19 protein-coding genes are annotated in these 25777 nt (G+C 40.0%); 15 read left to right on the plus strand and 4 right to left on the minus strand.

Annotated elements, in window-relative coordinates; translation table 11 throughout:
• Positions 1 to 30: 30 nt before the first annotated feature.
• From QWZ08_RS01880 to QWZ08_RS01910, 7 genes are all read left to right on the plus strand, one after another.
• Positions 31 to 5643, plus strand: a complete 5613-nt coding sequence (locus QWZ08_RS01880) for an Ig-like domain-containing alpha-2-macroglobulin family protein (protein WP_290335484.1) — start codon at positions 31 to 33, stop codon at positions 5641 to 5643.
• A 287-nt stretch (positions 5644 to 5930) separates the two neighbouring features.
• Entirely contained in the window at positions 5931 to 6935 is a 1005-nt protein-coding gene (locus QWZ08_RS01885) for a PDDEXK nuclease domain-containing protein (RefSeq protein ID WP_290335485.1), read from the plus strand.
• Positions 6936 to 7147: 212 nt separating this feature from the next.
• Entirely contained in the window at positions 7148 to 9562 is a 2415-nt protein-coding gene (gene pbpC, locus QWZ08_RS01890) for a penicillin-binding protein 1C (RefSeq protein WP_290335486.1), read from the plus strand.
• Positions 9563 to 9669: 107 nt separating this feature from the next.
• Positions 9670 to 11298, plus strand: a complete 1629-nt coding sequence (locus QWZ08_RS01895) for a C1 family peptidase (RefSeq protein WP_290335487.1) — start codon at positions 9670 to 9672, stop codon at positions 11296 to 11298.
• Between the two features lie 147 nt (positions 11299 to 11445).
• On the plus strand, positions 11446 to 12369 hold the full coding sequence (locus QWZ08_RS01900; protein ID WP_290335488.1) for an NAD-dependent epimerase/dehydratase family protein: 924 nt from the start codon (positions 11446 to 11448) through the stop codon (positions 12367 to 12369).
• 66 nt (positions 12370 to 12435) lie between these two features.
• Positions 12436 to 12924, plus strand: a complete 489-nt coding sequence (locus tag QWZ08_RS01905; protein WP_290335489.1) for a thioredoxin family protein — start codon at positions 12436 to 12438, stop codon at positions 12922 to 12924.
• Positions 12925 to 13017: 93 nt separating this feature from the next.
• Positions 13018 to 13503 (plus strand): DUF4442 domain-containing protein, encoded by a 486-nt coding sequence (locus QWZ08_RS01910; protein WP_290335490.1) that lies wholly within the window; start codon positions 13018 to 13020, stop codon positions 13501 to 13503.
• A gap of 38 nt (positions 13504 to 13541) precedes the next feature.
• On the opposite strand, the gene QWZ08_RS01915 is transcribed toward QWZ08_RS01910, so the two are convergent.
• Both QWZ08_RS01915 and QWZ08_RS01920 read right to left on the minus strand, forming a co-directional pair.
• Positions 13542 to 14402: a hypothetical protein gene (locus QWZ08_RS01915; protein ID WP_290335491.1), complete on the minus strand. Its 861-nt coding sequence runs from the start codon at positions 14400 to 14402 to the stop codon at positions 13542 to 13544.
• 240 nt (positions 14403 to 14642) lie between these two features.
• Positions 14643 to 15275, minus strand: a complete 633-nt coding sequence (locus tag QWZ08_RS01920) for a flavin reductase family protein (protein ID WP_290335492.1) — start codon at positions 15273 to 15275, stop codon at positions 14643 to 14645.
• Between the two features lie 223 nt (positions 15276 to 15498).
• On the opposite strand from QWZ08_RS01920, the gene QWZ08_RS01925 reads away from it, so the two are divergent.
• Positions 15499 to 16902 carry an MBL fold metallo-hydrolase RNA specificity domain-containing protein gene (locus tag QWZ08_RS01925; RefSeq protein WP_290335493.1) on the plus strand — a complete coding sequence of 468 codons (1404 nt, stop codon included), beginning with the start codon at positions 15499 to 15501 and terminating at the stop codon, positions 16900 to 16902.
• Positions 16903 to 17636: 734 nt separating this feature from the next.
• Positions 17637 to 18038 (plus strand): ribosomal maturation YjgA family protein, encoded by a 402-nt coding sequence (locus QWZ08_RS01930; protein ID WP_290335494.1) that lies wholly within the window; start codon positions 17637 to 17639, stop codon positions 18036 to 18038.
• Between the two features lie 124 nt (positions 18039 to 18162).
• Here QWZ08_RS01930 and QWZ08_RS01935 read toward each other — a convergent pair whose 3' ends face one another.
• The gene (locus QWZ08_RS01935) at positions 18163 to 19125 is read right to left on the minus strand and encodes a ligand-gated ion channel (RefSeq protein WP_290335495.1); all 963 of its coding nucleotides are present in this window, start codon (positions 19123 to 19125) and stop codon (positions 18163 to 18165) included.
• 424 nt (positions 19126 to 19549) lie between these two features.
• On the opposite strand from QWZ08_RS01935, the gene QWZ08_RS01940 reads away from it, so the two are divergent.
• The 6 genes from QWZ08_RS01940 (at position 19550) to QWZ08_RS01965 (ending at position 24585) form a co-directional block, all read left to right on the plus strand.
• On the plus strand, positions 19550 to 20503 hold the full coding sequence (locus QWZ08_RS01940; RefSeq protein WP_290335496.1) for a fasciclin domain-containing protein: 954 nt from the start codon (positions 19550 to 19552) through the stop codon (positions 20501 to 20503).
• Between the two features lie 381 nt (positions 20504 to 20884).
• Entirely contained in the window at positions 20885 to 22162 is a 1278-nt protein-coding gene (locus QWZ08_RS01945; RefSeq protein WP_290335497.1) for a site-specific integrase, read from the plus strand.
• 6 nt (positions 22163 to 22168) lie between these two features.
• A complete protein-coding gene (locus QWZ08_RS01950; protein ID WP_290335498.1) occupies positions 22169 to 22630 on the plus strand; it encodes a hypothetical protein in 462 nt (153 codons plus the stop codon).
• Positions 22631 to 22706: 76 nt separating this feature from the next.
• Complete coding sequence (locus QWZ08_RS01955) at positions 22707 to 23012, plus strand: MerR family transcriptional regulator (protein WP_290335499.1); 306 nt, start codon at positions 22707 to 22709, stop codon at positions 23010 to 23012.
• Between the two features lie 327 nt (positions 23013 to 23339).
• Positions 23340 to 24278, plus strand: a complete 939-nt coding sequence (locus QWZ08_RS01960; RefSeq protein ID WP_290335500.1) for a rolling circle replication-associated protein — start codon at positions 23340 to 23342, stop codon at positions 24276 to 24278.
• A complete protein-coding gene (locus tag QWZ08_RS01965) occupies positions 24259 to 24585 on the plus strand; it encodes a hypothetical protein (protein WP_290335501.1) in 327 nt (108 codons plus the stop codon). The genes QWZ08_RS01960 and QWZ08_RS01965 overlap by 20 nt, the downstream gene beginning before the upstream one ends.
• A gap of 423 nt (positions 24586 to 25008) precedes the next feature.
• Here the strand turns inward: QWZ08_RS01965 and QWZ08_RS01970 are convergent, their stop codons facing one another.
• The gene (locus QWZ08_RS01970; protein ID WP_290335502.1) at positions 25009 to 25626 is read right to left on the minus strand and encodes a hypothetical protein; all 618 of its coding nucleotides are present in this window, start codon (positions 25624 to 25626) and stop codon (positions 25009 to 25011) included.
• Between the last annotated feature and the right edge of the window lie 151 nt (positions 25627 to 25777).

Genomic DNA, 25777 nt, shown 5'->3' on the forward strand with positions numbered 1-25777 from the left:
TTGTACTGCACAAAAAAATACAAAACCATTATGGACCCCGATGCTGTTAACCGTTCTGAAAAGTTCAGTGCAACTTTTTTGCGTACCCTTCTGTGCCTTTCTTTAATTTTCTTCTTGTTCTCCTGCAGTAAAAAAGACAAATGGATTGAAGTAGCTCCTGCTTTTAGTAAGTATATGGATGCTTATACTACCGGCATTATCAGCAAGACTGCAGCCGTGCGTATTCAACTGGCTGCCGCCGCCAACACCACGCATACATTGGGTGAAGAGGTGAAGGAAACGCTGTTTGATATTTCGCCTTCGGTGAAAGGTAAAGCACGATGGGTAGACGCCACCACCATTGAATTTAAGCCCGATGAATATTTAAAACCCAACCAGCTGTACCAGGTACAATTCAGTCTGGGCAAGGTTACCAAGGTGCCCGATAAATACAGCGACTTTAAATTCAGTATGCAAACGGCGAAGCCATCGTTTAAAATTTCAGACGAAGGTTTGCGCAGCAACGGCACTAAAAATAAAATGTCACTGGGAGGCAACCTTGAAACAGCCGATGTTGAAAAGGGAACAGAGATTGAAAAATTGTTATCGGCTTCACAAAACGGGAATGCTTTAAAAATAAACTGGCAGCACAACGATGTTGCCAAATCGCACAACTTTATTGTGGAAGCGATTGCCCGGGGTAACAACGCCAGCAATGTGAATTTACTTTGGAACGGACAGCCGATGGGCATTGAATTGAAAGGCAGTAAAGAAATAGCCGTACCTGCGGCGGGAGATTTTAAAGTGCTGAATGTAGCAGCCACCAACGAAGCACAGCAATATGCATCGGTGCAGTTTAGTGATCCAATATTGGTTGGCCAGGACCTTACCGGTTTGATAACCATCAGCAACCAGGCCGATATTTCCTACACCATCAATGGTAGCGAAGTAAAAGTTTTTACCAGTGGAAAACTGGATGGCAATTATACTGTCAACATTAATGCAGGCATAAAAAATACCTGGGGCGATACATTGAGTAACGGGTTTACCAGCAACATCAATTTTGAAAATAAAATGCCCTCAGTAAAGATCCAGGGCAAGGGAAATATACTGCCGAACTCCGGCCGTTTGGTGCTGCCTTTTGAGGCCATTAATTTAAATGCGGTCGACATCAGCATCATCAAAATATTTGAAAATAATGTGCCGCAGTTTTTACAGGATAATAATCTCGGCGGCAATTCAGACCTGCGCCGTGTAGCCAAACCAATCGTACAAAAAACCTTGCGGCTGGATGATGACAAAACACTGGACCTGCATAAACACCAGCATTTTAGTTTGGACATTGATAAATTCTTAAAAACAGAACCCGGCGCCATTTATCATGTTACCATCGGCTTCAGACCACAATATTCTTTGTACCAGGGCGCTGCAGATACCACTGCAAAAGATGCAGGGGAAGAGGAGAATTATTATGGTGATGAGGAAGAGAATTACAGCAACAACAATGGCGTGGATGAAGATGATGAATTCTGGAAACGCTATGACACCTACTATCCCTACGGTTATAACTGGCAACGTAAAGATGATCCTGCCAGCAAATCGTATTACAACAAAGACCGTTGGGCGACAAGAAACATTTTAGCAAGTAATATCGGCCTTACCGCCAAACGCAGCAGCAGCAATAGTTTGCTGGTAGCAGTCAGCAATATCCTCACGACAGAGCCAATGAATGATGTTGACCTGGAGATAATGGATTACCAGCAAACCATCATCAGCAAAGGCAAAAGTGGCAGTGACGGATTTGCTACCATTGATACCAAAAGAAAGCCATACTTACTGATTGCAAAAAAAGGAAATGAGCGGGGCTATTTAAAACTGGATGATGGAAGTTCTCTGGCGTTAAGCCGTTTTGATGTGGGTGGGGAAGAAGTGAAGAATGGCATTAAGGGTTTTATCTTCGGCGAACGTGGTGTATGGCGGCCGGGAGATACGATGTACATCAATTGCATTATTGAAGACAAGGAAAAGAAATTACCACAGGATCACCCGGTAGAATTCAGCCTGTTTACACCGCAGGGACAATTGTACAAACACATTATACAAAACGATGTTACAGACGGCTTCTATTTATTTAAAACCAATACGGATGTCAGCTCGTCAACCGGTAACTGGCTGGCAAAAATAAAATGTGGTGGCGCTAATTTTGAAAAGACGATCAAGGTAGAAACAGTGATGCCCAACCGCTTAAAAATTAATGTTGATTTTGGTAAAGATGCAGTGCTGGGCAAAGGCAATGAAACCACAGGCACCATCAATGCCAAATGGTTATTCGGTACACCGGGTAAAAATTTGAAAGCAAAAATTGATGCATCCCTGTATGCTAAAAAAACAGGCTTTGCAAAATTTACCGGTTATGATTTTGATAACCCTACCAGCAATTACAGCACGCAAAGCAAAACCATTTTAGATGGCACGCTGGATGCTGAAGGCAATGCCACCATCAAACCAAATTTTGAAATGGATGAATCGGCACCGGGCATGCTGACCGCCAATATGGTGATTAAAGTTTTTGAACCCGGCGGTAGTTTCAGCATTGATAATATGACGGTGCCTTACAGTCCGTATACGAGTTATGCCGGTTTAAAATTACCCGAAGGCGAAAAGCCATTTGATTATTTACTAGCCGGCAAAACCCACACTACGCAAATTGTAAACGTTGACAGCAAAGGAAATTTGCTTGGTGGCAACACAGCAGTGGAGGTGCAATTTTATCGCATACAATGGCGCTGGTGGTGGGATGACAACGGCGACAACCTCAGCAACTTTACGCAAAATGAATACAATAAATTATTAAAAAAAGAAACCGTTCAGCTTAGCAATGGCAAGGGGCAGTGGCAGTTTGGAACGTCAGCAAATGAATGGGGCCGTTACCTGATTTTAGTAAAAGATATTAAGAGCGGTCACACCACCGGATCAACATTTTATATTGATGAGCCGGGCTGGCAAAGCAGGAGTGGGGATGAAGACCAATCCGCTGCTTCGATGTTATCATTTGCGAGCAATAAAGAAAAATACAATGTTGGAGATGAAGTACAATTGAACATACCGAGCAGTAAAGGCGGCCGCATTTTGGTAAGTTTGGAAAGTGGCAGCAAAGTAATAAAAAGCTTTTGGCAGGAAACCACGCAGGGCCAAACGCAGGTGAAGTTTAAAGCAGATGCAGCGATGGCACCGAACATTTATGCAACCGTAAGTCTGTTACAACCGCATGCACAAACCATCAATGATTTGCCGATCAGGATGTATGGCTCTATCCCCATTTTTGTAGAAGATAAAAACACTTTGTTGCACCCGGTTTTAACCATGGCATCTGCCATCCGGCCGGAGCAAAATGTTTCATTTACCGTAAGCGAACAACAGGGAAAAGAAATGACCTACAGCATAGCCATTGTGGATGAGGGATTGCTTGATCTGACAAGATTTAAAACACCTGATCCACATGAAGCCTTTTATGCAAGAGAAGCGCTGGGAGTAAAAAGCTTTGATTTGTTTGATTATGTAATTGGCGCATGGGGTGGCGACCTGGAACGCATTTTAACCATCGGCGGCGATGCAGAAGGAGGCCCGGTAAAACAAAAGACAGCCAACAGGTTTAAGCCAGTGGTGCAATATCTTGGGCCATTTCATTTAGGAAAAGGACAGCAGCAAACCAAAACATTCAGACTACCATCATACATCGGTTCTGTAAAAGCCATGGTGGTAGCGGCACACGAAGGCAGTTATGGATCAACAGAAAAAACAGTCGCAGTAAAAAAGCCGCTGATGCTGCTGGCAACTATGCCAAGGGTACTTGGTCCGGGCGAAACCATCAAGTTGCCCGTAACGGTTTTTGCGATGGAGAACAATATTAAAAATGTAAACGTAATGCTGCAGTCAAATCCATATTTAGAGGTTGTTGGTACATCAGCACAATCAGCCAGCTTTACACAAACGGGCGAACAGATGTTGTACTTTGATGTAAAAGTAAAGCCAAACACAGGTGTAGGTAAAGTAAAATTACTTGCCAGTTCCGGTGGCGAAAAAGCAGACTATGAAGTGGAGCTTGATATAAGAAATCCGAACCCTGCGGTGACAAGCTTGAGTGAAATTACACTGGCACCGGGCCAGCAATGGAACACAGTGGCCAACGCCATTGGTGTGGCTGCAACAAGTACCGCCGTTGTCGAAATTTCAAGCCTGCCATCTATGAATTTACAAAAGCGGCTAGACTATTTAATTGAATATCCGCATGGCTGTATTGAACAAACTACCTCTGCCGTTTTTCCACAACTGGTATTAAATCAGCTGACAGATTTGGATGAGTATAAAAAATCGCTGGTAGATAAAAATGTAAAAGCGGGCATCGCAAGAATGCAAAATTTTCAGCGCCCCGACGGAGGCTTTAGTTACTGGCCCGGCGGAGGAGAAAGCGATGAATGGGGCAGCAACTATGCAGGGCACTTTTTGGTGGAGGCGCAAGCCAACGGCTTTTTTGTAAGCGATAATTTATTGCAGCTATGGAAAAATTATCAACGCGGCAAGGCCAACAGTTGGGTGATAAACAGCACCAACTTTTATGGTGCAGATCTTACACAGGCTTATCGCCTATATACCCTCGCACTTGCCAAAGCACCCGAGCTCGGTGCTATGAACCGGCTGAAAGAATTTAAATATTTGTCGCCCGAAGGTAAATGGCGGCTGGCTGCAGCCTACAAGCTTGCCGGCCAGGATGCAACCGCTCAGGCGCTCATCCAGGGCTTGTCCACCACCTTCGCTCCGCGTCCCAATCCGGGCATTAGTTTCGGCTCAGATCTGCGGGACGAAGCCATGGTGCTGGAAACACTAACCATCATGGGTAAACGAAACCAGGCCGCGCAATTGTTGCCCACCATTGCAGCCAAACTTTCGCAGGATGATTGGTACAGTACACAAACTACGGCGTATTCACTGATCGCTATCGCAAAGTATTGCGGTAAAAATCCATCGGGTGCCAAGATCATTGCCAGGGCTTCGGCAGGCGCAAAGGCAACCGACATTAATTCGGCTTCCTACATCCGCCAGTTACCTGTATTGTTTAAAAACGGCAGCGCCAATGTATTGGTCAGTAACAACGGCACTAACACGTTGTATGTGCGCCTCATCACCAAAGGGCGGCCTTTAAGCGGCGATAGTTTAAAAGTAAACAACAACCCTGCGCTGCTCACAATGTCCGTCAGTTACCTTACGCAAAATGGTGCTACGGTTGACATCAGCAAGCTAGCACAGGGAACAGATTTTGTAGCCAAAGTAACCGTTAAAAATACAGGCCGGCGTGGTACTTACAGCCAGATGGCATTAACGCAAATATTTCCCAGCGGCTGGGAGATATTGAATGCCCGCATGCTCGGTGGCGAAGGCTCCTTTAAATCTTCCTACTCAACGTACCAGGATATCCGCGATGATCGCCTGTACACTTATTTTAACATCAACCAGTTTGAAACGCTTACTTATTATGTGCAATTGAATGCCTCGTATCTGGGCCGTTACTTTTTGCCGGGCACCTTCACCGAAGCCATGTATGATAACAGTATTACGGCTGGTGTAAATGGCAAATGGGTTGAGGTAGTTGATCCGCAACATCAGTAAGCAAGACCCTGCCGGCGGCTGCAAGCCCCGGCAGCGGTTTAATAATAAGTATAGTACATTTTTTGTCCCGGCCAGGAAGCAATGTGGATCATCGTTGCATCGCCCTCTTATGGTTTTATAGCTTTTGGCGACGCATTAAACTTGCTACTGTATTGATATAAGCAGGTGCTTAATTCAAAAAGCATAAACGGATTTTTTTAAACAAGGGTAAAATAGAATTGGAAAAAATTTTTTTAAAATCAATAAGTAAATTGTAACTGTTGTTGATGATTAAAGCAAAATAAAACATGAAGCCTGCAAAACCTAAATACGAAAAACTATTAGCTGCTATTGGTCTTACAATTGAGGTGGCCAGGCAAAATGCAGTGAGGGCAATTAATACTGAGTTGGTAAAAGCCAATTGGGAAATTGGCAGACACATCGTTGAATTTGAGCAGCAGGGAATGGAGCGGGCAGAATACGGAACTGAGCTACTGACAAGGCTTTCAAAGGATTTAACTTTGCAATTTGGGAAAGGATTTGGCAGACGCAATGTGCTGGATATGCGTAGATTTTATCTAAGTTATGAGAAATGGCAGGCAGTGCCTGCCAAATTGAGCTGGACTCATATTATAGCACTGATAGGTATTACCGACACTTTCGCAAGACGATTTTATGAAAGGCAAGCGATCCATGAGAAGTGGAGTTCCAGGGAACTTGAAAGACAAATTGATTCCTCTTTATTTGAACGCCTTGCATTAAGTAAGGATAAAAAAGGGGTATTGCAACTTTCAAAAAAAGGGCACGTTGTAGCTGACGCAACAACGGTAGTAAAAGATCCTTATGTGCTGGACTTTCTTAAAATTCCCATAAGTTACCGCGTGTCTGAAAGGGGACTTGAGCAAAAGGTAATAGATAACTTACAGCAATTTTTATTGGAGCTGGGCAAAGGTTTCACCTTTGTTGCCAGGCAATATAAAATATCACTTCGTAATAAGCACTACTCAATTGATCTTGTTTTCTGCCATCGCATTTTAAAGTGTTTTATAATCATCGATCTTAAAATCAGGAAGGTAAACCATGGTGACATCGGGCAAATGAATCTGTACCTTAATTATTTTAAAACTGAAGAAAATGTAGTAGGCGACAATGAGCCCATCGGAATTATTTTATCCACAGAGAAAGACGAAGTATTGGTTGAATATGCAACGGGAGGGATTTCCAATAAAATATTTGTTTCAAAATATCAGCTTTACCTGCCCGATAAAAAGGAATTGCAAAAGAAAGTTAAAGCAATAATAGAAGGTAAATAATTACGATCAGGATGAGCTTTCCCATTTACGAAATTGTAAGAAGTAGCTTCAACGAAGTTTAGAGGGCCCCGGCACAATGGCTTTATAGATAATTATGAAGTGTATTGATAACCCGCAATAAGATTATAAGATTCGGCAGGCACTGCCTGCCAAATTGAAGTCAACCTAATTGGGATTAATTAGCGAACCAGGAAAAATGAAATATTCATAAAGTGCTCACCCAAAAAAATAAAAGTAGAATCTTTAAAAATGCCTGGCGCCAACTCCGCTTCAAACTCCCATTTAGGGGATGGGGGCTACTCGCTCTGATATTACTAACCTGGTTCTGGTTTGCATTACCCAAACAATTATTCAATGTTCCAACCAGTTATGTCATCGAAGATAAAGATGGTAACCTGCTCAATGCAACCATTGCAGCAGATGGCCAATGGCGTTTTCCAGCCAACAAAAATGTACCGCAAAAATTTATTGACTGCATTACTACATTTGAAGACAAACGCTTTTTTTATCATCCCGGGGTAGATCCAATTGCTATCAGCAGGGCGTTTATAAAAGATATCAAAAACAGGGAGACAGCACAAGGCGGCAGCACCCTCACCATGCAGGTAATCAGGTTATCAAAAAAAGACAACCGCCGCAGTATCTGGAACAAAATAAAAGAAAGTATCCTTGCTGTAAGGGTAGAGGTATCGTATTCAAAAAAAGAAATTCTTTCCCTGTACGCAAGCAATGCGCCATTCGGCAGCAATGTAGTAGGATTGGATGCAGCAGCCTGGCGCTACTTTGGCCGCAGTCCGGATAAATTAAGCTGGGGCGAAATGGCGGCACTGGCCGTATTGCCCAATGCACCAGCCCTCGTACATCCAGGAAAAAACAGGGACGTATTGTTAAAGAAACGGAACCGGTTGTTGGATAACCTGCAAAGCAATAATAAAATTGACGAGAGCAGTTGCAACCTCGCTAAGCTGGAACCGTTGCCCGGAGAACCTTTGGCCTTACCACAAAACGCACTGCATTTATTTCAACGCTTTAAAAACGATCATAACGGTAACGAACAAACGAAAGTAAATACTACGGTAGATGGCAGCTTGCAAAAGCAAGTCGCCAATATTGTTCAGCAACACCAGTCTGTTTTAAAGGGCAATGGTATCAACAATGCCTGCGCACTGGTACTGGATGTAGAGACAGGAAATACGCTGGCATATGTGGGCAATATTTATGCCCCGGACGATAAAGAAATGGAAAGCGATGTAGATGTAATTGCAGCGCCCCGAAGCCCGGGCAGCGCATTAAAACCAATTCTCTATGCGTCCATGCTAAGCGATGGATTGATTTTGCCCAACAGCATCATTGCAGACATCCCTATGCAAATTGGCAATTATGCGCCACAAAATTTCGACCTGGGTTACGATGGCGCCGTACCTGCAAGCAATGCACTGGCAAGAAGTCTGAATATACCAGCGGTAAAATTATTACAGCAATATAAATACCAGCGATTTTACGAAACCCTGCAACAGTGCGGCATTACAACGCTGAACCGTTCAGCTGATACTTACGGGCTAAGTTTGATTCTCGGCGGTTGCGAAGTTACTATGTGGGATCTTGCAGGCGTTTATGCTTCCATGGCAAGGGCATTGAATCACCAGGCAAAAAATGAAGGCAATCTCAATACCAATGATTTTCATCCACCCAATTATAAATTGCCGCCGCCAAAAATAAACGTAGCTAAAAAAAATATTCCGCTGGATGCGACTTCCATATGGTTCACTTTCCAGGCCATGAAGGAAGTAATGCGTCCGGGTGAAGAAGGCTTGTGGCAGGAATTTGTTTCTTCTCAAACCATTGCCTGGAAAACCGGTACCAGCTTTGGTTTCAGGGATGGATGGGCGATTGGCATCACGCCAAAAAATGTGGTGGCAGTGTGGGTAGGTAATACAGATGGAGTAGGGCGACCAGGACTGATTGGCATTAAAACAGCGGCACCCATACTGTTTGATATTTTTCGTTTATTGCCGAATGTACCGTGGTTTAATAAACCCATTTTTAATTATAGCAATGTAGCTGTGTGCAAACAAAGCGGCTTTCGGGCAAACATAGATTGTCCGGATGTGGATACTTTATTCATGCCAATCAACGGGCAAAAAGCCCCACTCTGTCCATACCATAAAATGATTAACCTGGATCCAGCCGGCCAGTACAGGGTTACTGAAGATTGTGAAAGTCCATCTGCTATGCAACATAAAAGCTGGTTCGTTTTATCCCCTGCGATGGAATACTATTACAAACAAAAAAATGCCGATTATAAAGTGTTGCCTGCTTTTAAGCCCAGGTGTAATTTTGCAGAGACAGGCCGACTGATAGAAATTATCTATCCTCAACCCGACGCAAAAATATATGTACCCTTCGAAGTAAGCGGCCAAAAAGGCAATACCATTTTTACCGCCGCCCACCGGCGGGCCGGCGCAAAAATTTACTGGAGCCTCGATGATAATTTTGCAGGTACTACACAAAACTTTCACCGGATCGCTTTGAATCCTTCACCGGGAAAACACATCATAACCCTGGTAGATGAAAATGGCGTCAGTGTTTCAAGACAGTTTGAAATACTGGAAAAAGAAAAGAATTGATTCAAGGCTTTGCAGCATCAAGAAAAAGCTTCCGATAAATTTACTTACGCCTGTTATAAAAAATCTCCTACTTTTATTTATCAATAATTAAATCAAAACAATATTTTATGGCATTGGAAATGGTAGACGATCCGCAGGACAGCAATGAAGATTACAATGGCGGAAGTGGCGGTGGCGGCGGATTTAGCTCAGGTGGCGGACGTGGCGGCGGAGGTTTGGGAACACTCCTGAATTTTTTGCCCCTTGTATTCAGCCTGTTTGGCGGAAGAGGCGGTGGAGGTACCGGCGGCGGAAAAGGTGGCTGTGGCGGCGGTATGATTTTGATACTTGTATTAGCGGCAGGCGGCTATTTTCTATTGCGGAACCAATCCTGTACCGGGCTTTCCACTGTTGCCAATGTTGTGTCTAATTTTACAAAAGGCGGCACACTGGATCCCAACGAATTTAAAAAAGCCAGTGTGTACGAAGGCCTGGAAGATGATAATACAAAAAACCCTTTGCCAGAAAGCGTTTCCCTGCTGCGCTTTGCACCCGACCGGCAGAACCAGGGCAAGCAAGGCAGTTGCGTAGCCTGGAGTAGTGGCTATGCCGCCCGTAGTATTATTGAAAGCGCCAGCACTGCCCAAAATCCAAACAATGTAGCATTTAGTCCGGCATTTTTATATAACCAAATCGGTATGGATGGCTGCCAGGGCTCTTTCATTCTGAAGGCCATGGAATTTATGACCAACAAAGGCGCTGTTCCATACAATGAATTTCCATACGATGAAAATAATTGCAGCCGTCAGCCCACCAATCAAATGATGGGTGAGGCGGCACGAAACCGCATGCATGGTTTTAACCGTTTAACCGAAGGCGATGGCGTTACCAATTTAAGCCTTCGTGCTGTAAAAGAACATCTTGCCAAAGATGCACCGGTAGTAATTGGCATGATGGTAGGCGGTAGTTTTATGGAAGGTATGATGGGGCAGAAAGTATGGCACCCAACGCAGGAAGATTACAGCCAGACAGGCTTTGGCGGGCATGCCTTATGCGTTATAGGGTATGATGACCGCCTTGAAGGTGGCGCTTTCCAGATCATGAACAGCTGGGGACCTGAGTGGGGACAAAACGGCATTGGCTGGGTACGTTATGGTGATTTTAAAGAGTTTGTAAGAGAAGCCTATGGCATTGATCCCATGCCAAAAAGAGGAGCTGCATTGAACGTAGATTTTGAATGTAATATTGGCCTCGTAAACAACGATACCAAACAATACATTCCGTTAAAAGTGAGCACCGCCAACACCTTCATAACTACTACGCCTGTACGGAAAGGCACTAAGTTTAAAATAGAAATTAAAAACGCCATTGAGTGCTACATTTATTTGTTTACGCCAAACCCTGGGGGTAATAGCTTTGTGTTGTTTCCCTACAAACCTATCCACTCGCCGTATTGCGGTATCACGGGTTACAGGCTGTTTCCAAAAGCGCAATCCATCCGTGCGGATAGTTTGGGCACCAAAGATTTTATGGGTATTGTGGTAAGTAAAGAGCCGTTGGATTACAACGCCATCAATACATCCATTAACAAAAGCAGCCAGTCAACCTACGCAGGTAAATTAAATGAAGTCATCAGCAGTGTGGCCATAAAAAATGTAAATTTCAATAGCACCAATAATGGAGGCATTTATTTTAAAGCAGATGCCACGGATAAAAATAAAGTGGTTGGTTGCGTGGTTGAAATAGATAAGCAATAAATTAATGGTCCGGGCTAAGAAGCAATGTGGATCATCGTTGCGTCGCCCTCTTGTACGGTTGTGCAAAAAGGAACTTTTATCGAAGCGGAGCGGGCGTGTACGCATTTTAAGTTTATTTTAAAACGGACGGTCTAAAGCAAATAAATTATGCAGACAATTTTAGGAGCAAACGGAACAATCGGTTCGGTACTGGCCAAAGAGTTAACAACCTATACCAGCAGCATCCGCCTGGTAAGCCGCAATCCCAAAAAAGTAAATGCAACGGATGAACTCTTGCCGGCAGACTTGTCAGATCCTGCGCAGGTAGAACAAGCCATCGCCGGCTCAGATGTTGTTTATCTCCTTGTTGGTTTTGAATATACCTTAAAAGTGTGGCAGGAGAAGTGGCCAAAGCTGATGCAGGCCACCATTGATGCCTGCATTAAACACAATGCCAAACTGGTTTTCTTCGACAACGTATATCTTTATGATATCAATGCCATACCGCACATGACGGAAGATTCGCCCATCAATCCGCCCAGCAAAAAAGGAATGGTACGCCGGCAAATAGCAGACATGCTGATGGCGGCTGTAAAGCAAGGCAAGCTAACCGGTTTAATCGCACGCTCGGCCGATTTCTACGGACCGGATAATGACAAAAGTTTTTTGATAGAAGTCGTTTATAAAAATATTAAAAAGGGCAAAAAGCCCAACTGGTTTATAAAGGCGGATAAAAAACACTCTTTCACCTATACACCTGATGCGGCAAAAGCCACGGCCATACTGGGAAATACGCCTGATGCATACGGACAGGTATGGCATTTACCAACTGATAAAAACGCACTGACCGGAAAAGAAATGATCAGCCTCTTTACAAAAGAAATGAATGTACCCGACAAGATTTTTACATTGCCCATGTGGTTACTAAAATTGTTGGGCCTGTTCATGCCACTTATGAGGGAAATGCCAGAAATGATGTACCAGTACGACCGCGACTATGTATTTGATTCCTCTAAATTTAATACCCGGTTTAACTTTACACCAACTACTTATCAGCAGGGTGTAAAAGAAACCATCGCCCAAACAAAGTGAAGTTAAAACAGGCATTTTATTTTAGCGGTATCCATCTGCAAACAATTATCATTTATCTTTAAACCTATGAAGAAAAACTTGTTCTTTTTTATCAGCCTGATGCTTATATCATTTTCCATTTTTGCGCAGGAAAAGAAGTTATACGACGCGGCGGCAGATGCCAAAGCAGATATTGAAGTGGCTGTAAAAAAAGCCGCCGCTGAAAATAAATTTGTAGTGCTGCAGGCAGGTGGTAACTGGTGCAGCTGGTGCCTGGAGTTCGCAAAAATCAGCAAAGCAAATCCGCAGATTGATTCATTGATCAACAGCAGCTTTGTTTGGTATGAGTTGAACTTCAGTAAAGAAAACAAGAATGAAGATGTATTTTCAAAATATGGTTACCCGCAACGTTTCGGCTTTCCGGTATTTATTATTTTAGATGCCAAAGGCCACCGCATCCACACCCAAAACAGCGAATACCTGGAAGATGGAAAGAAAAGCTACGATCAAAAGAAGGTGTTTGAATTTTTACAGCAATGGACACCAAAATCACTGGCAGCTGAAAACTATAAATAATAACTGGTCATTTTTCCGCAAATAAAATTTCAGTTGATATGCTTCTTTGTCTACTTTGTATCTCTTGTAATCATTGTGTGAAAAACATGTATAATGAATTCCAATAAAGATGAATTTATCCAGCTTGTGCGAAACCGGTTTAAGTTTCCGCTCTTTTTGCTAACCAAATTACCGGCTGCTTTTTTTTCAGGAGTAAAGGTTCAACAAATTGATGAAGCAGGTGCTACTGTAACTGTACCTTACAAATGGTTTTCTCAAAACCCTTTCAAATCAACCTATTTCGCCTGCCTCGCCATGGCAGCAGAACTCAGCACCGGCGTGCTGGCTATGACGCATACCTTCAAAAGCAATCCTGCCATATCCATGCTGGTAACTGGTTTGGAAGCTGCCTATTTTAAAAAGGCGACAGGCATCACAACTTTTACATGTGCACAGGGCCTTGATATTAATCAAACAATTGAAGCCGCCATAGCATCGGGCGAGGGTAAAACAATCAAAGTAAAATCTACCGGAATTAATAATAACGGAGAACTCGTGGCGGAGTTTTTTATAACATGGTCTTTCAAAGCTAAAAAGTAGTATTTGTTTACATTTACAGATACTACTTTTTAGCTTTGTTAAGCATTAATGGAACCTAGTTGCTTAAAATCTTTACCCATAATATTTTTATTACGGTAATTGTAAAAATAGAGACAAATGATTGCCAACGTGTATGAGCCTATAAATTCTGCAATCTCCGGACCTGCCATATATATCCTCCAATAATGACGAATGGCATCAGCAGACGCGGTGACAGGTGCAGGGGGAAAAGCTGCTAATGACAATTTTAACATAATCCATGATATAAGAAAAAATATGCCAATTGAAATAGGAGGTACTGGTATTTTGAATTTTTGTGAAAGCTTGAAAATCGCCTTAAAATGGTATACGCACAATGGCAATACAATTCCAAAAAAAATGGTAAATATTTTAAACAGCAAATCCATTTCAAAAAATCGTGAAAGCCCTCTTTTCACACCTCCATCCATCGTTTTGCCATCAAACACAATCATGTTATGAATATTAAATTCATGCTGCACGTTTATTTTATTGATTTCTTCCGGCGTTGCAAATCCAAATATCCGCTGGCCCCAGCTGATCTCTTCGCCGGTGCCAAAAAAAAGTACGATGGCCAACAGAAATAAAAATATATTTCTGTTATTTTTAAAAGTGCACATCAGCAATACCGCTGAAACAAAATAACCTAAGGCTGTAAGCCATTCAAAAAAGCTGTCTTCTTTACCCCAGGCAATAATCGTATCACCATCAGCAATATCGTAAAATAAATAGCAGGTTATTAATACAATGGGTACTGAAATAATGTAACTACTTAGTGAGCTGATTTCACCTAAATAAGCATTCGTCTTACCATGTACATAATTCTGTTCAGGTGAAGGGGCAAATTGTTTGTGCAGTTTTTTATTATCCGTTGATAACATACTAATCAATTTAATATTAATAATATGCTTTCTTAGAAAAAGGGACAAAGAGTACTTGAATATACTTAACCGAATTGTTTTTAAAAATAACAATTAATTAATACAAAAAATGATCTGGACAAGTATTTATTTATTTAAAATGGTATGGCAGTTAAAATGCGGTTTTCGCATACAATATTTTAATACTTCGGCGGATACAAAATATTGGATGGGAAGTAAAATTCTTTACGTTTAGCCAAGTTATATTTGCTCGATCGGCTTGCCGGGTCTGGCATGTGCAAATCTTCCTAATAAGTCTGTAGCATAGTATCCATCTATGCCAAGACTGCAAACGCTGTCCGCTTTTTCAAGGTGAAGGTAGCCGTCGCGGGCAAGAATAGTTTTATCAATATATACGTCCAGTACTTTACCAATTATAAAGAAAGTTCCGTTGTGCCGGATAGGAATGATTTCTACCAGTTCCATTGCATATTTGATTTTACTTTCGGCAACAAAAGGTGCGGTACAGTTTTCCCTCCATTCTATACCAAGCCCAGTTGCTTCAAACTCACTTTCATCTGCGGCATATTTTGCACTTGCCTGGTGCGCCTGTTGTATAAATGATGGGTGAATATGATTCATAGTGTATACACCCGTGGCCTCGATATTAGCAAGGGTGTGAGGCGCAGCTTCCCTGGGCCGGTTGATAAAGCCAATCAATGCCGGGTCTGAACCAAGATGTACCAGGTTACTGAAGACACCCAGGTTGGCTACTTTATTTGTGCCGATGGTCCCTATTAAAGTGGCGCTTTTAAAACCACTTAAGCAATTGATAAAATTGGCCCTGTAAAATCGGTCCCATGTTTTTATTTCAGCGATGGAATAATGCTGCATGTTGGTTTATTTAACTAGTTGAGCAAATAGAACATTCCTTGTTTAAATTTGTTGAGTGGCCGTTCCAAAGTAACGGGTAGCCCATTGTATTTCTTTGACAGTGAGGTGATAAACTGAATTTAATTTCTTTATATTTCTTGCTCAAAAATCCAATTTATTTTTTAGTATTTATTATTTACACAATCGCTTTTCGCTATCTTCAAACACTAAATATATTCTGACGATGAAAATAGCTTTTCACGGAGCTGCAAGAACTGTAACAGGTTCCAAACACTTACTTACTTTAAACAACGGCAAAAAAATATTACTGGATTGTGGTATGTTCCAGGGCATGGGCCAGGAGACAGATGAACTCAATGCAAGTTTCGGTTTTATACCTGCTGAAATAGATTACCTTATTCTATCACACGCCCACATTGATCACAGCGGCTTAATACCAAAGCTGGTGAAGGATGGGTTCAATGGTAAAATATTTGCTACACCAGCTACCAAAGATCTTTCCGCTGTGCTGATGGAAGATTCTGCCGGCATACAGGAAAGTGATTTAAAATTTATAAATAAACGCCGGGCAGCAGAAGGACAACCTTACCTGCAGCCGTTATACTCTACCGCAGATGCGCTGCGAGCGGTTGACTTTTTTGAAACAATTGAATACGATACCTGGTTTACTATTGAGGCCGGCATTGAATTTTGTTATACAGATGCCGGTCATATTATCGGCAGTGCCGCTGTACATTTAAGAATTACCGAAAATGGAAAACTAACCCGCCTTACTTTCAGCGGTGACGTAGGCCGTTACCGTGATGTAATTTTAAAAGCGCCTGAAAGATTTGAACAGGCAGATTATATTTTGATAGAAAGCACTTATGGCAACAGCCTGCATGATGAACACAACCCCACACCGGATGCATTACTGGAATGGATCAACCATACCTGTATTTCAAAAAAAGGTAAGTTGATTATGCCAGCCTTCAGTGTGGGACGCACACAGGAAATTTTATATGCGCTTAACCAGCTTGAACTTGAAAACCGTCTTCCCCCATTGGAATATTTTGTAGACAGTCCGCTGAGCAAAACAGCCACCGCCATCATCAAAAGTTATCCGCAATATTTTAACGACCGCATCCGGAAAGTAATAGAGAATGATGATGATCCATTTGGCTTTAAAGGGTTAAAATTTATTAACTCCGTTGAAGAGTCAAAGAATCTTAATTATTATAAAGGGGCCTGCGTTATTATTTCTGCAAGTGGTATGGCAGATGCGGGAAGAATAAAACACCACATCAGCAACAATATTGAGAATAGTCGCAATACCATTTTGTTAACCGGTTATTGCGAGCCCAATTCACTTGGCGGCAGACTAATGAAACATCCCAAGGAGGTAAGTATTTTCGGGCAGCCACATGAAGTAAATGCGGAAATTGGCGAAATGCGCAGCATGAGCGCCCATGGTGATTATGAAGACCTATGCCAGTTTTTGGCATGTCAGGATCCTGCACAGGTGAAACAACTATTTTTAGTGCATGGTGAATATGATGTACAGACGGATTTCAGGCAAAGGCTGTTAAGAAAAGGCTTTGCCAATGTTACTATACCAGAACTACATTCAGCAGTAAAATTGCTGTAGTCAATATTCTTATAGTTCCTTTATCAGTTTCAGTAGAGCCGCTATCTTAATGGCGTTCCATTTAAGTCTTTTACGGAAACCTTAGTCAAATAGCATTGTATGTTATCAAAACAAGATGCCAACTTACAGTTTGTAGTAATTTTTCTACATCCTTTATGGACTTAATTTTTATTGTAACTGCCTTCTAAATATTATCTTTACGGCTGGCATGTTTCTATTTTACGCAGGCGTGCTTGAGCCTTAATTTACATACTTATACAATACTCTAATATGATAAAAAATATACTGAGTAACCCTTCAATGGCAGCAGAGTTGATACTGGCAATAATTCTATTTTTATTAGCGTTGGTAAAATTGCTGCTTTTTGTAAAAATCAGATCAAATTCGATGGTAATTTCCAGGATAATTTACTTTTCACATTTTAGTATTATCAATTCCAGGAACGAATATAGCAGGCGTTTTAAAATAACGCAAAACCGGTTGTCAATTGCTTTTTTTCTTATACTGATCCCTGAGATCTTTATGTTCTTAATCAACCATGTTTGGTCAGTATACTAAAATCACCATTCAGTTTTGGTACTGCTCCATGGCCAATTCTGGCGGCCTGCATCTCTTGTTGGTTTGAATTTTTTCATCGCTTCTTACGGATACAGTTGTAAAGTATACACGCAACGCAGTTTAGTTTCAATAACTTTAGATGCTATCCTACTCGTTCAGCTAATGCCTTAAACCTGATGCTTTTACCAGTTCGCTTTAAACCAGCTTATTTTGCAGGCGCTTTTATTTTATTTTTTGCAGAAGTACTTATCGCCCTGTATGCACACGATCAAATTATCCGGCCTTATATTGGAGATATGCTGGTGGTTATATTGATTTATTGTTTTGTAAAGGCTTTTGTAAATACACCAGTAACCTCAACAGCAGTTGCCGTACTGATATTTGCCTATACGGTTGAAGTAATGCAGTATTTTAAGATTGTTACCTTACTTGGTTTGCAGCACTCCGCAATCGCCAGGGTTGTAATTGGAACATCCTTTGAATGGATTGATTTAATTGCTTATACAGTTGGTATTGCAATTGTACTGTTGAGTGAAAATATCGTCGCTCCAAAACAGGGTATTAGGATGCAAGCATGATCTTGGCAACTTTGTAACGGTCTGTGGCTACCGTATTAATGGCAGTTCCTGCCTTTTGTAAAATGCAATACGAATGGTAATTGGCCTCGCTGCTTAATACAGTTACCACGCCTGTTACCCTACGTTAGCTTACTGCATCATGAATAAAATAAATGTTCAACCCAACATAAATTACCAGCAGTGTTTGTGCAGCAATCATGTCAAACTTATTGGCGTCTTTTATTCTGCCCTGTTTCACCAATTTTAATGCATAAGCGGTACAGGTAATCACCGCGAAAATAAAGAACAGTGTAAGTCCGTGTAAAGTATCTACCAGGGTAAAAGAAGTAGATTCAGGCAGGGAAGAATCAATGATGTATTTATTACCAATTACTGCAAACAGCGAGCCTACGCTCAGTCCAAAGCGGGAATCAATACCATCGGCATGAATATAAAAACAAGTATAGGCAATCAAAAAAGCTACGTACATTCCCAAAAATATTTTCCAGAATAAGCCCATCGCGGCCCGGTTTAATACAATGGCTACTTTAAAGTTACTATATTCTGTATGTGGTTTCGCAAGACCAGGATCGCCAAACCCTGTTTCATAAACCCGGTTGCCCATGGTAATATTAAAACTGTCAATATTCCAGCCACTTAACATAAAACGCCTGTCATAATGTTGACCCAATGTATCCGGCGCAAAAATCAGGGAACGGGAATCGAATTGTGAATTTTCTATCGAAAGCCTCAGCTTCTGCCGGTCAAAAGGAAAGTTGCCAATCTTCCAGGAATCTTTCATTACACATTGCAGTTTCAACAACAGGTAAACACCGTTGCTGGTATCTACTGTTGAAAAAGATTTTGAAATGGATTTAGCCTGTGGTATTTCCAGGTTCTGTATAAAATCAAAGTCTTTGTTCTTATACTTTAACCATAGCCAAAAATCAATGGTGTATTCCTTTTGTTTAAAATCAATGCCGTGCACACCGGTTACATAAATACCGGTGAATACCGTATCTTTTTTGGCGTCGCCGGCAAGGCTGTTGAAATGGTATGACAGAAAATTGGCAATAAAAAGACCAATTAGCAGCAGTTTGTTTTTCATGGACTGAACATTTTCAACGGGAAGTTAGGGCAATGCACGGAGATAAAAAAGCGATGTGAAATTTGTAGTATAACTACGCAAGCGTATGTAATTTTCTAAAAGTTTACCGGTAAATTATACTGTGACCCTGACTAACGGAATTGTAATATTTTGACCAAAAACGGATATTCCCTCACTAGGAAGTTTGTTTAATAAAAATTCTAATAAGTTATACAAAAAATAAACAGGTTAGATATAGCTTCTTAAGCCTTAAATTTATTATTTCCCTTATCACATTGTATATCAGTTAACTGTATTAGAAATAACCGCTAATTTGAATTTTTTTTACACAAATTGAGACAGAAGCTGAACCATGTATGATTTATTTTGTTTAAAGATGATTAACAATAATTAAACAATATTTTAACCGTCAAAACAAAAAATCATGAAGCATTTATTTTTATCAGGATCACTTGTAAAGCTTTTAGTTGTGTTGCTGTTTAGTGCAACAATGGTTTCCTGTAAAAAAGATTCCACTACCACTCCGGTTATGCCAGGTACCATCACAGCCCAGGTATCTGCCGGGTCAAATTTCACCTTGCTAAAATCAGCTGTGGTAAAAGCGGGCCTTGCTACAACCCTGGATGGAACAGGACCTTTTACCGTTTTTGCACCTACTGATGATGCATTCACTGCTTCGGGAGTAACCAGTTCGGTTATAGGCAGCTTACCGGCCGATCAACTAAAGGCGATTCTATTGTACCACACGTTAGGGGCAAAAGTAATGGCAGCAGATGTTCCTGCAGGTCCCAATGCAAAAGTAGTTACAGCTGGCGGAGACTCAGTGTTTGTAACCAAAAATTCCGGGGGCGTTTTTGTAAATGGTGTTAATGTTGTTACAGCTGATATCGCGGCCAGCAACGGTGTAATACACGCCATCTCAAAAGTGTTATTCCCCCCGGCCGGTAATATCGTAGAAGTCGCTTCTGCCGATACTACATTCAGCTTTTTGGTAGCTGCCGTGGTTAAAGCAAGTTCCGGTAGTACAAATGTGGCAGCCATCCTTAGTGGTGGAAGTATTTTAACTGTATTTGCACCAACCAACAATGCATTTCGTGCAGCAGGTTTTGCAACTATTGATGCTGTTAAAGCTGCGAATGCCAATACACTTACTTCTATTCTTACCTACCATGTCATTCCCGGAAGAATTTTCTCATCTGACTTAACGAACGGGGCTCAGCCAGCTACTGCTAACGGGGGGAAAGTTACGATTGGATTATCCGGAAGTAGTGCAACCGTAAAAGGCAATACCAATACATCGGCTTCTAATATTATAGCTGCTAATATCATGGCGAAGAATGGTGTAATACATGTAATAGACCAGGTGTTATTACCTTAATGCTGGATTTAATCGTTTAGTATTTTGATCTGCATGTGCAAAAAAGTGCTGGTCCTGCAAAGGGAACAGCACTTTTTTTGTAATAGAAAAAATATAAAGTAAACATTTTACTTACCAGGTGCTTATACCCAAATTAAAAAAGCCCCTCATTACTGAAAGGCTTTTAAAGCTGTACCACGTACGGGTATTGAACCAATCTTTTTCGCCTTAATCTTCTTTCCTCTTTAACGCAATACTGTCGGCTGTTATAGTCTACTGTACTGACTTTCAGAAATTAGGGCAAATTAGGGCAAATGAGTTGAGATTAAAATTAAAGGTCCCCTGCTGCGTCCCCTGATAAATATTATACCTGTATATTTACCGAACACTAAACCGTACTATATGCCCGATGCAACCTTTGTTTTGAAAGAACCAAACAGTTCTGAACCTACCTTGATTTATTTATTCTTCCGGTTCAACAAGCAAAAACTAAAATATTCTACCAGCGAAAAAATCAAACCTAAGTATTGGAATGATGAAAAGCAAAGAGCAAAGGAAACAAGATCATTTCCTAACTATGCCAGCTTAAACAATACCCTTGATAATCTTGCCAGAACGGTTAAAGATGCCCATAGCGACCTTATAAGAGAAAAACGAGCTCCTACGCCCTTTAAGTTAAAAGACGCCCTTGATAAGTCTCTTTACAAAGAGGACTACGGGCAAAAAACAACCTTCTTAAAATTTGTTGAATTACTGATAAAAGATTCTAACCGGAAACCTAATACCATTAAAAAATGGCAGCAAACGTTAAACAAGCTGGTTGAATTTAAAAATGCCACACAAACAGAGGTAGACTTTGATACGATCAACATGGAATTTTATAATCGGTTTATCCAGTACCTGAATAAAAAGGGCTACACACAAACTGTAAGTAGAAGAGGGCAGGAGAATGTGATTACTAAAAAAAATTATGCTATGAATACTATAGGCGGATTTATAAAAGCAATAAAGATATTTATGAATGAAGCCGTTGATAGAAACATGACTAAAAATTTGGAATATAGAAATAGAAATTTTAAAGTTACTGATGAAGAAGTTGATAAAATATATCTGTCACAAACAGAGATTTTAAACATTTACAAAATTGATTTTACCAATGATAAAAGACTTGAAAAAGTAAGAGACTTATTTGTTGTTGGCTGTTATACCGGACTAAGGTTTTCAGACCTTATTGAGGTGAGACCGGAAAATATTATTAATGGGGGATCACAAATTAAAATTCGCACCGAAAAAACTTCCGAGATTGTAGTTATACCATTGCATAAATTTGTGAAAGAAATAATCTTAAAGTACAATGGGAGCCTGCCGCCTGTAATAAGTAATCAAAAAATGAATAAATATTTAAAAGAAATTGGTGAGATTGCCGGTATTGATAATACACTTAGTATTGCTATAACGAGAGGTGGCAAGACAGAAAATAATTCCTTTTCAAAATTTGATTTAATTACTACGCATACCGCTCGCCGGTCCTTTGCGACTAATGCATATTTAATGGATGTTCCATCTATTTCAATAATGAAAATCACCGGACATACTACTGAACGATCTTTTATGAAATATATCAAAATCAGTCAGGAGGATAATGCAAACAAATTAATTAATCACCCTTTTTTCAATTAATACCCTATGTTACAAACTGAAGAGAATTTCGAGGAATGGAAAAATAAGCCTGCTTCAAAGTATGCAAACACTTTTGGAAAATATACTAACAGGGATTTGCAAATTCACTTGGTAGATATAGATGAAAGACTTCAAGACATTGAACATAAAATAAATCCAACCGCGAAGAAAATACTTTCCACCCGTTCACAGCAAATGTTACTGCTTCTTCATCTTGGTGTATTGGAGAAGCTTAACACCTTCAACATATCAAACAAAAAAAAAGCAAAATTCTTAGCAGTTTTATTAAATGCAAGCGACGACAACATTGAAAAGGACTTGTCAGTAATCGCACTACCTGCCTCAAAACTTGCCACCTTCGCTAATTATAAATTTGTTAATGAAGCGTTCAGGCTGGCCGGGATAACTGAGCTGGCAGATAAAACAGAAAATATTTTGGATGCTATAATTAAACTCGAAAATAAATAGGGGATACCTCAACACCCTACCCACGTAGCGAAATGGCTTTCATTTGCCTTGTCGATAAAACAACGACAAGTAACCTATGGAGATCATATTAAATGGGGTAAAGCTAAGTGAACTGTTAGAGAGGATCGGACAGTTGATTGATGCAAAGCTGGGAAATATCCCCCAACCCACCACCGAACAAAAATCAAAATTTATTTCCCGTGCAGAAGTTGCCGGACTTCTGAAAATTTCCCTGCCCACTTTAAACGAGTGGACAAAACTAGGCTGGCTGTTATCCTACAAAATGGGCAACAGGGTATTGTATAAAGCTGATGAAGTAGAACAGGCTCTTTGTAAAGTAACAGCATACAAACATAAGAAAGGAGGTAATCATGGCGCATAAAAATGATTACACTTGCATTGCTTTCTTCAAAGATAGCAATCCTAAAAAATGGCAATTTGTACACAGCCTTTCAAAATTTGTCTCCTTTCTCAATAAAGAACATCCTGATTGGATATACTTCAATGTATATGAAAGACGAACATCAAAATACCTAAAGCGGTTTTATCCTGGCAACTTAGTTCCCTACTTTCTTCCGCTATCGATCTTCGCAATAATCCTCCATTTTTTTTTAACCTTTAATAACAATCCGCTTCGATCTGTATTCCCTTATGGTTTTAATAATACTACAACTATTCAGAACGCTTCCAGTCAAAAAAAGGAGGGTTTATGCGGGTAGTAAAAAACACTTACGGAGTAAGTATTGTCTTTAGCCCGAAGCAATCAGACTTCGATAAAATGGGTAGTCTCTCCGGCTCTTGTTTAAACAGGGTAAAAGCTCCCCCGAAAATTGCAACTGCCAAAAAGCAACCATCAGTAAACGGGATTTTAAAAACGGAAAAATCTTCCATGCGTAAAACTAAAGAACTAGAACTGAAGAAGTCCTGGACAATGTCACCTCGAACAAAGTCGAAGATCAGGAGAAAGATCATTGCATTATCACAAGTACAAAAAAGGTTAAGTTTTGTTACCCTTACTTTTTGCAATAACGTTGATGATGCCGTAGCGGTTAAAATACTGGCCAAATTTCTTGACAACGTAAAAAAATTGAGTGATGATTTTCAATACCTCTGGGTAGCAGAAAAACAAACCAATAACGTTGTTTTTAAAGATAACATTCACTTTCACCTTATCACTAACAAGTTTTGGGAAATAAAAAAATGGTGGCCGTATTGGTTAGACTTACAGGCACGAAACAACATTTTGCCCACTGATGAAAATTACAGGCCATCTTCCGCTTTTGATGTAAAAAAGATTAATTCTAAAAGCATTAAATCCGTTTGTAATTACCTCACCAAATATGTTACTAAGAACGTCAGCAAGTTCAATTGTCAGGTGTGGAATTGTTCAAAGAAGATTTCACGGTTATATACTGACTTTTATTCGGGAACCGGCTTCATTGACAATCTTGAATATTTGGAAGAGCAACAATTGCTGGGTGGTGAAATCAAAACATTCATTCAGGAATACTGCGACGTTAAGCTGATACCTCTTAACAGAACCACATTACCTTTTTACAGTAAAATAGAAAAAGAAAACAGAAGAATCTGGAATTATAAACCATTAGAAAAATTAAATGAACCAACACATGAAAAAGCAACCGTTTAAACTACCAAAACTGACCAAATTCGAAACCAATAAAATAGGAAAAGAAATATGGCTCGATAAAATAAGCAATGCACAAAATATACTAACCTTTATTAAAACCTCGGATTCAGACTACGATTGTTTGTTTAGTGGAATGGGGCAAGTTGAGTTAGGGATGTTACTAGTTTTGTTCGGTAGATATCCTGAAGTATATGACTTTTTTTATACCGCTGTTGTAAATACCGAGTTGTACAAAAATGATGAAATAGCGGGTTTTAATTATACTCTTTCGTTGGAAGAAAATTTAAAACAGAATAAATTTATTTGATAAAGAGATATACAGTTTATTATTTAACACATGAGGCGAAAGCCTCTTTTTTTATGTACATATTATATTATGGGTTACTGTCACCAGAAACTTCAAAAGTGATTATATTGGTAACTCGTTTGTAGAAATTTTTAGTCTATAATTTATGCCAACAATAAATCCTTGTTATTTTGGGGCATTAATGAAACGTCCGGCCAACCAATAACAAAAACATAATTTGAAAAATAAATGTACAATACTTAGTCTGCCCCAATATTGCAAAACCCTACTGTTATGTGCAGTTGGGTCTACTTAGTGAATTAAGATTCTCTAAACATTCTTATTATTTCCTCACCCGTTGATTTGTCTATAGCAACTGGTAAGCTTTATTTGCAAGAAAATGCCCTGCATGATATACCTAGATTAAGTAGTTTCTTTATTTGATCAAAATACTTTAAAACAATAACTGTGTTTTCTATCATATTCACTCAATGCTCCAACTATATTTTCGATTAAATAAAGGTGCTTATCCTCATTCACATTGAGTATTTCGAAGCTAGCTTTACCACATTGTTCCATGCCTTTACGATACACAACGTTCGGAATATCAGTAATTGTAAAAACATATAATCCTTTCTTTTTAGCTACAATACCAATTTTAAATTTATAATTATTGTTGGATTCAAAGAAACTTAGTTGCTTAACTCTTTCAGGGGATAAAGTTTGAATAGAATATATTTCACCATCGACTTTTATAAAATCAAAACTATCAACCGCACCCCTATCATTACTAAGAAATTTTTTTATATCCTGAACAATTAGTGACGTGCCCAAATTTACTGCTCCTACAAAATTTATTTGACTTTTTGTGTTCAAGTCTTGCATCTTAGAAGGTGTCTCGCATTTCAACCACAAAGTATCTCCCAAAGGAATACTATCTTTTTCACTCGAAAAAGAGGTTTTAATTAAAAAAGAGTAATCTGGTTCATTACAAGCCTTTTTACACGCCGAAAATTGTAGAAAGAACCATGTTAGTAAAAAAAGCGTTATCGAAAATTTCATAAATTAATAGTTATATTTAAAACAAACCCTATAGTATCTATTTAAAAGCCTGAAGTTTGGTATGTATTGAAATCTTCATCAACAGCTATATGTTAATACCTCTAACTTAAAACCATATGGCAATTCAAAAGTCCAACCAATATTTTTAAGT

Source organism: Ferruginibacter paludis (genome assembly GCF_030409685.1).
Classification (GTDB): domain Bacteria; phylum Bacteroidota; class Bacteroidia; order Chitinophagales; family Chitinophagaceae; genus Ferruginibacter; species Ferruginibacter paludis.

Coding starts and splice junctions, on each gene's coding strand:
- QWZ08_RS01880 (WP_290335484.1), top strand. CDS start 31: ATGGACCCCGATGCTGTTAACCGTTCTGAAAAGTTCAGTGCAACTTTT.
- QWZ08_RS01885 (WP_290335485.1), top strand. CDS start 5,931: ATGAAGCCTGCAAAACCTAAATACGAAAAACTATTAGCTGCTATTGGT.
- QWZ08_RS01895 (WP_290335487.1), top strand. CDS start 9,670: ATGGCATTGGAAATGGTAGACGATCCGCAGGACAGCAATGAAGATTAC.
- QWZ08_RS01900 (WP_290335488.1), top strand. CDS start 11,446: ATGCAGACAATTTTAGGAGCAAACGGAACAATCGGTTCGGTACTGGCC.
- QWZ08_RS01905 (WP_290335489.1), top strand. CDS start 12,436: ATGAAGAAAAACTTGTTCTTTTTTATCAGCCTGATGCTTATATCATTT.
- QWZ08_RS01910 (WP_290335490.1), top strand. CDS start 13,018: ATGAATTCCAATAAAGATGAATTTATCCAGCTTGTGCGAAACCGGTTT.
- QWZ08_RS01915 (WP_290335491.1), bottom strand. CDS start 14,402: ATGTTATCAACGGATAATAAAAAACTGCACAAACAATTTGCCCCTTCA.
- QWZ08_RS01920 (WP_290335492.1), bottom strand. CDS start 15,275: ATGCAGCATTATTCCATCGCTGAAATAAAAACATGGGACCGATTTTAC.
- QWZ08_RS01925 (WP_290335493.1), top strand. CDS start 15,499: ATGAAAATAGCTTTTCACGGAGCTGCAAGAACTGTAACAGGTTCCAAA.
- QWZ08_RS01930 (WP_290335494.1), top strand. CDS start 17,637: ATGCTTTTACCAGTTCGCTTTAAACCAGCTTATTTTGCAGGCGCTTTT.
- QWZ08_RS01935 (WP_290335495.1), bottom strand. CDS start 19,125: ATGAAAAACAAACTGCTGCTAATTGGTCTTTTTATTGCCAATTTTCTG.
- QWZ08_RS01940 (WP_290335496.1), top strand. CDS start 19,550: ATGAAGCATTTATTTTTATCAGGATCACTTGTAAAGCTTTTAGTTGTG.
- QWZ08_RS01945 (WP_290335497.1), top strand. CDS start 20,885: ATGCCCGATGCAACCTTTGTTTTGAAAGAACCAAACAGTTCTGAACCT.
- QWZ08_RS01950 (WP_290335498.1), top strand. CDS start 22,169: ATGTTACAAACTGAAGAGAATTTCGAGGAATGGAAAAATAAGCCTGCT.
- QWZ08_RS01955 (WP_290335499.1), top strand. CDS start 22,707: ATGGAGATCATATTAAATGGGGTAAAGCTAAGTGAACTGTTAGAGAGG.
- QWZ08_RS01960 (WP_290335500.1), top strand. CDS start 23,340: ATGCGGGTAGTAAAAAACACTTACGGAGTAAGTATTGTCTTTAGCCCG.
- QWZ08_RS01965 (WP_290335501.1), top strand. CDS start 24,259: ATGAAAAAGCAACCGTTTAAACTACCAAAACTGACCAAATTCGAAACC.
- QWZ08_RS01970 (WP_290335502.1), bottom strand. CDS start 25,626: ATGAAATTTTCGATAACGCTTTTTTTACTAACATGGTTCTTTCTACAA.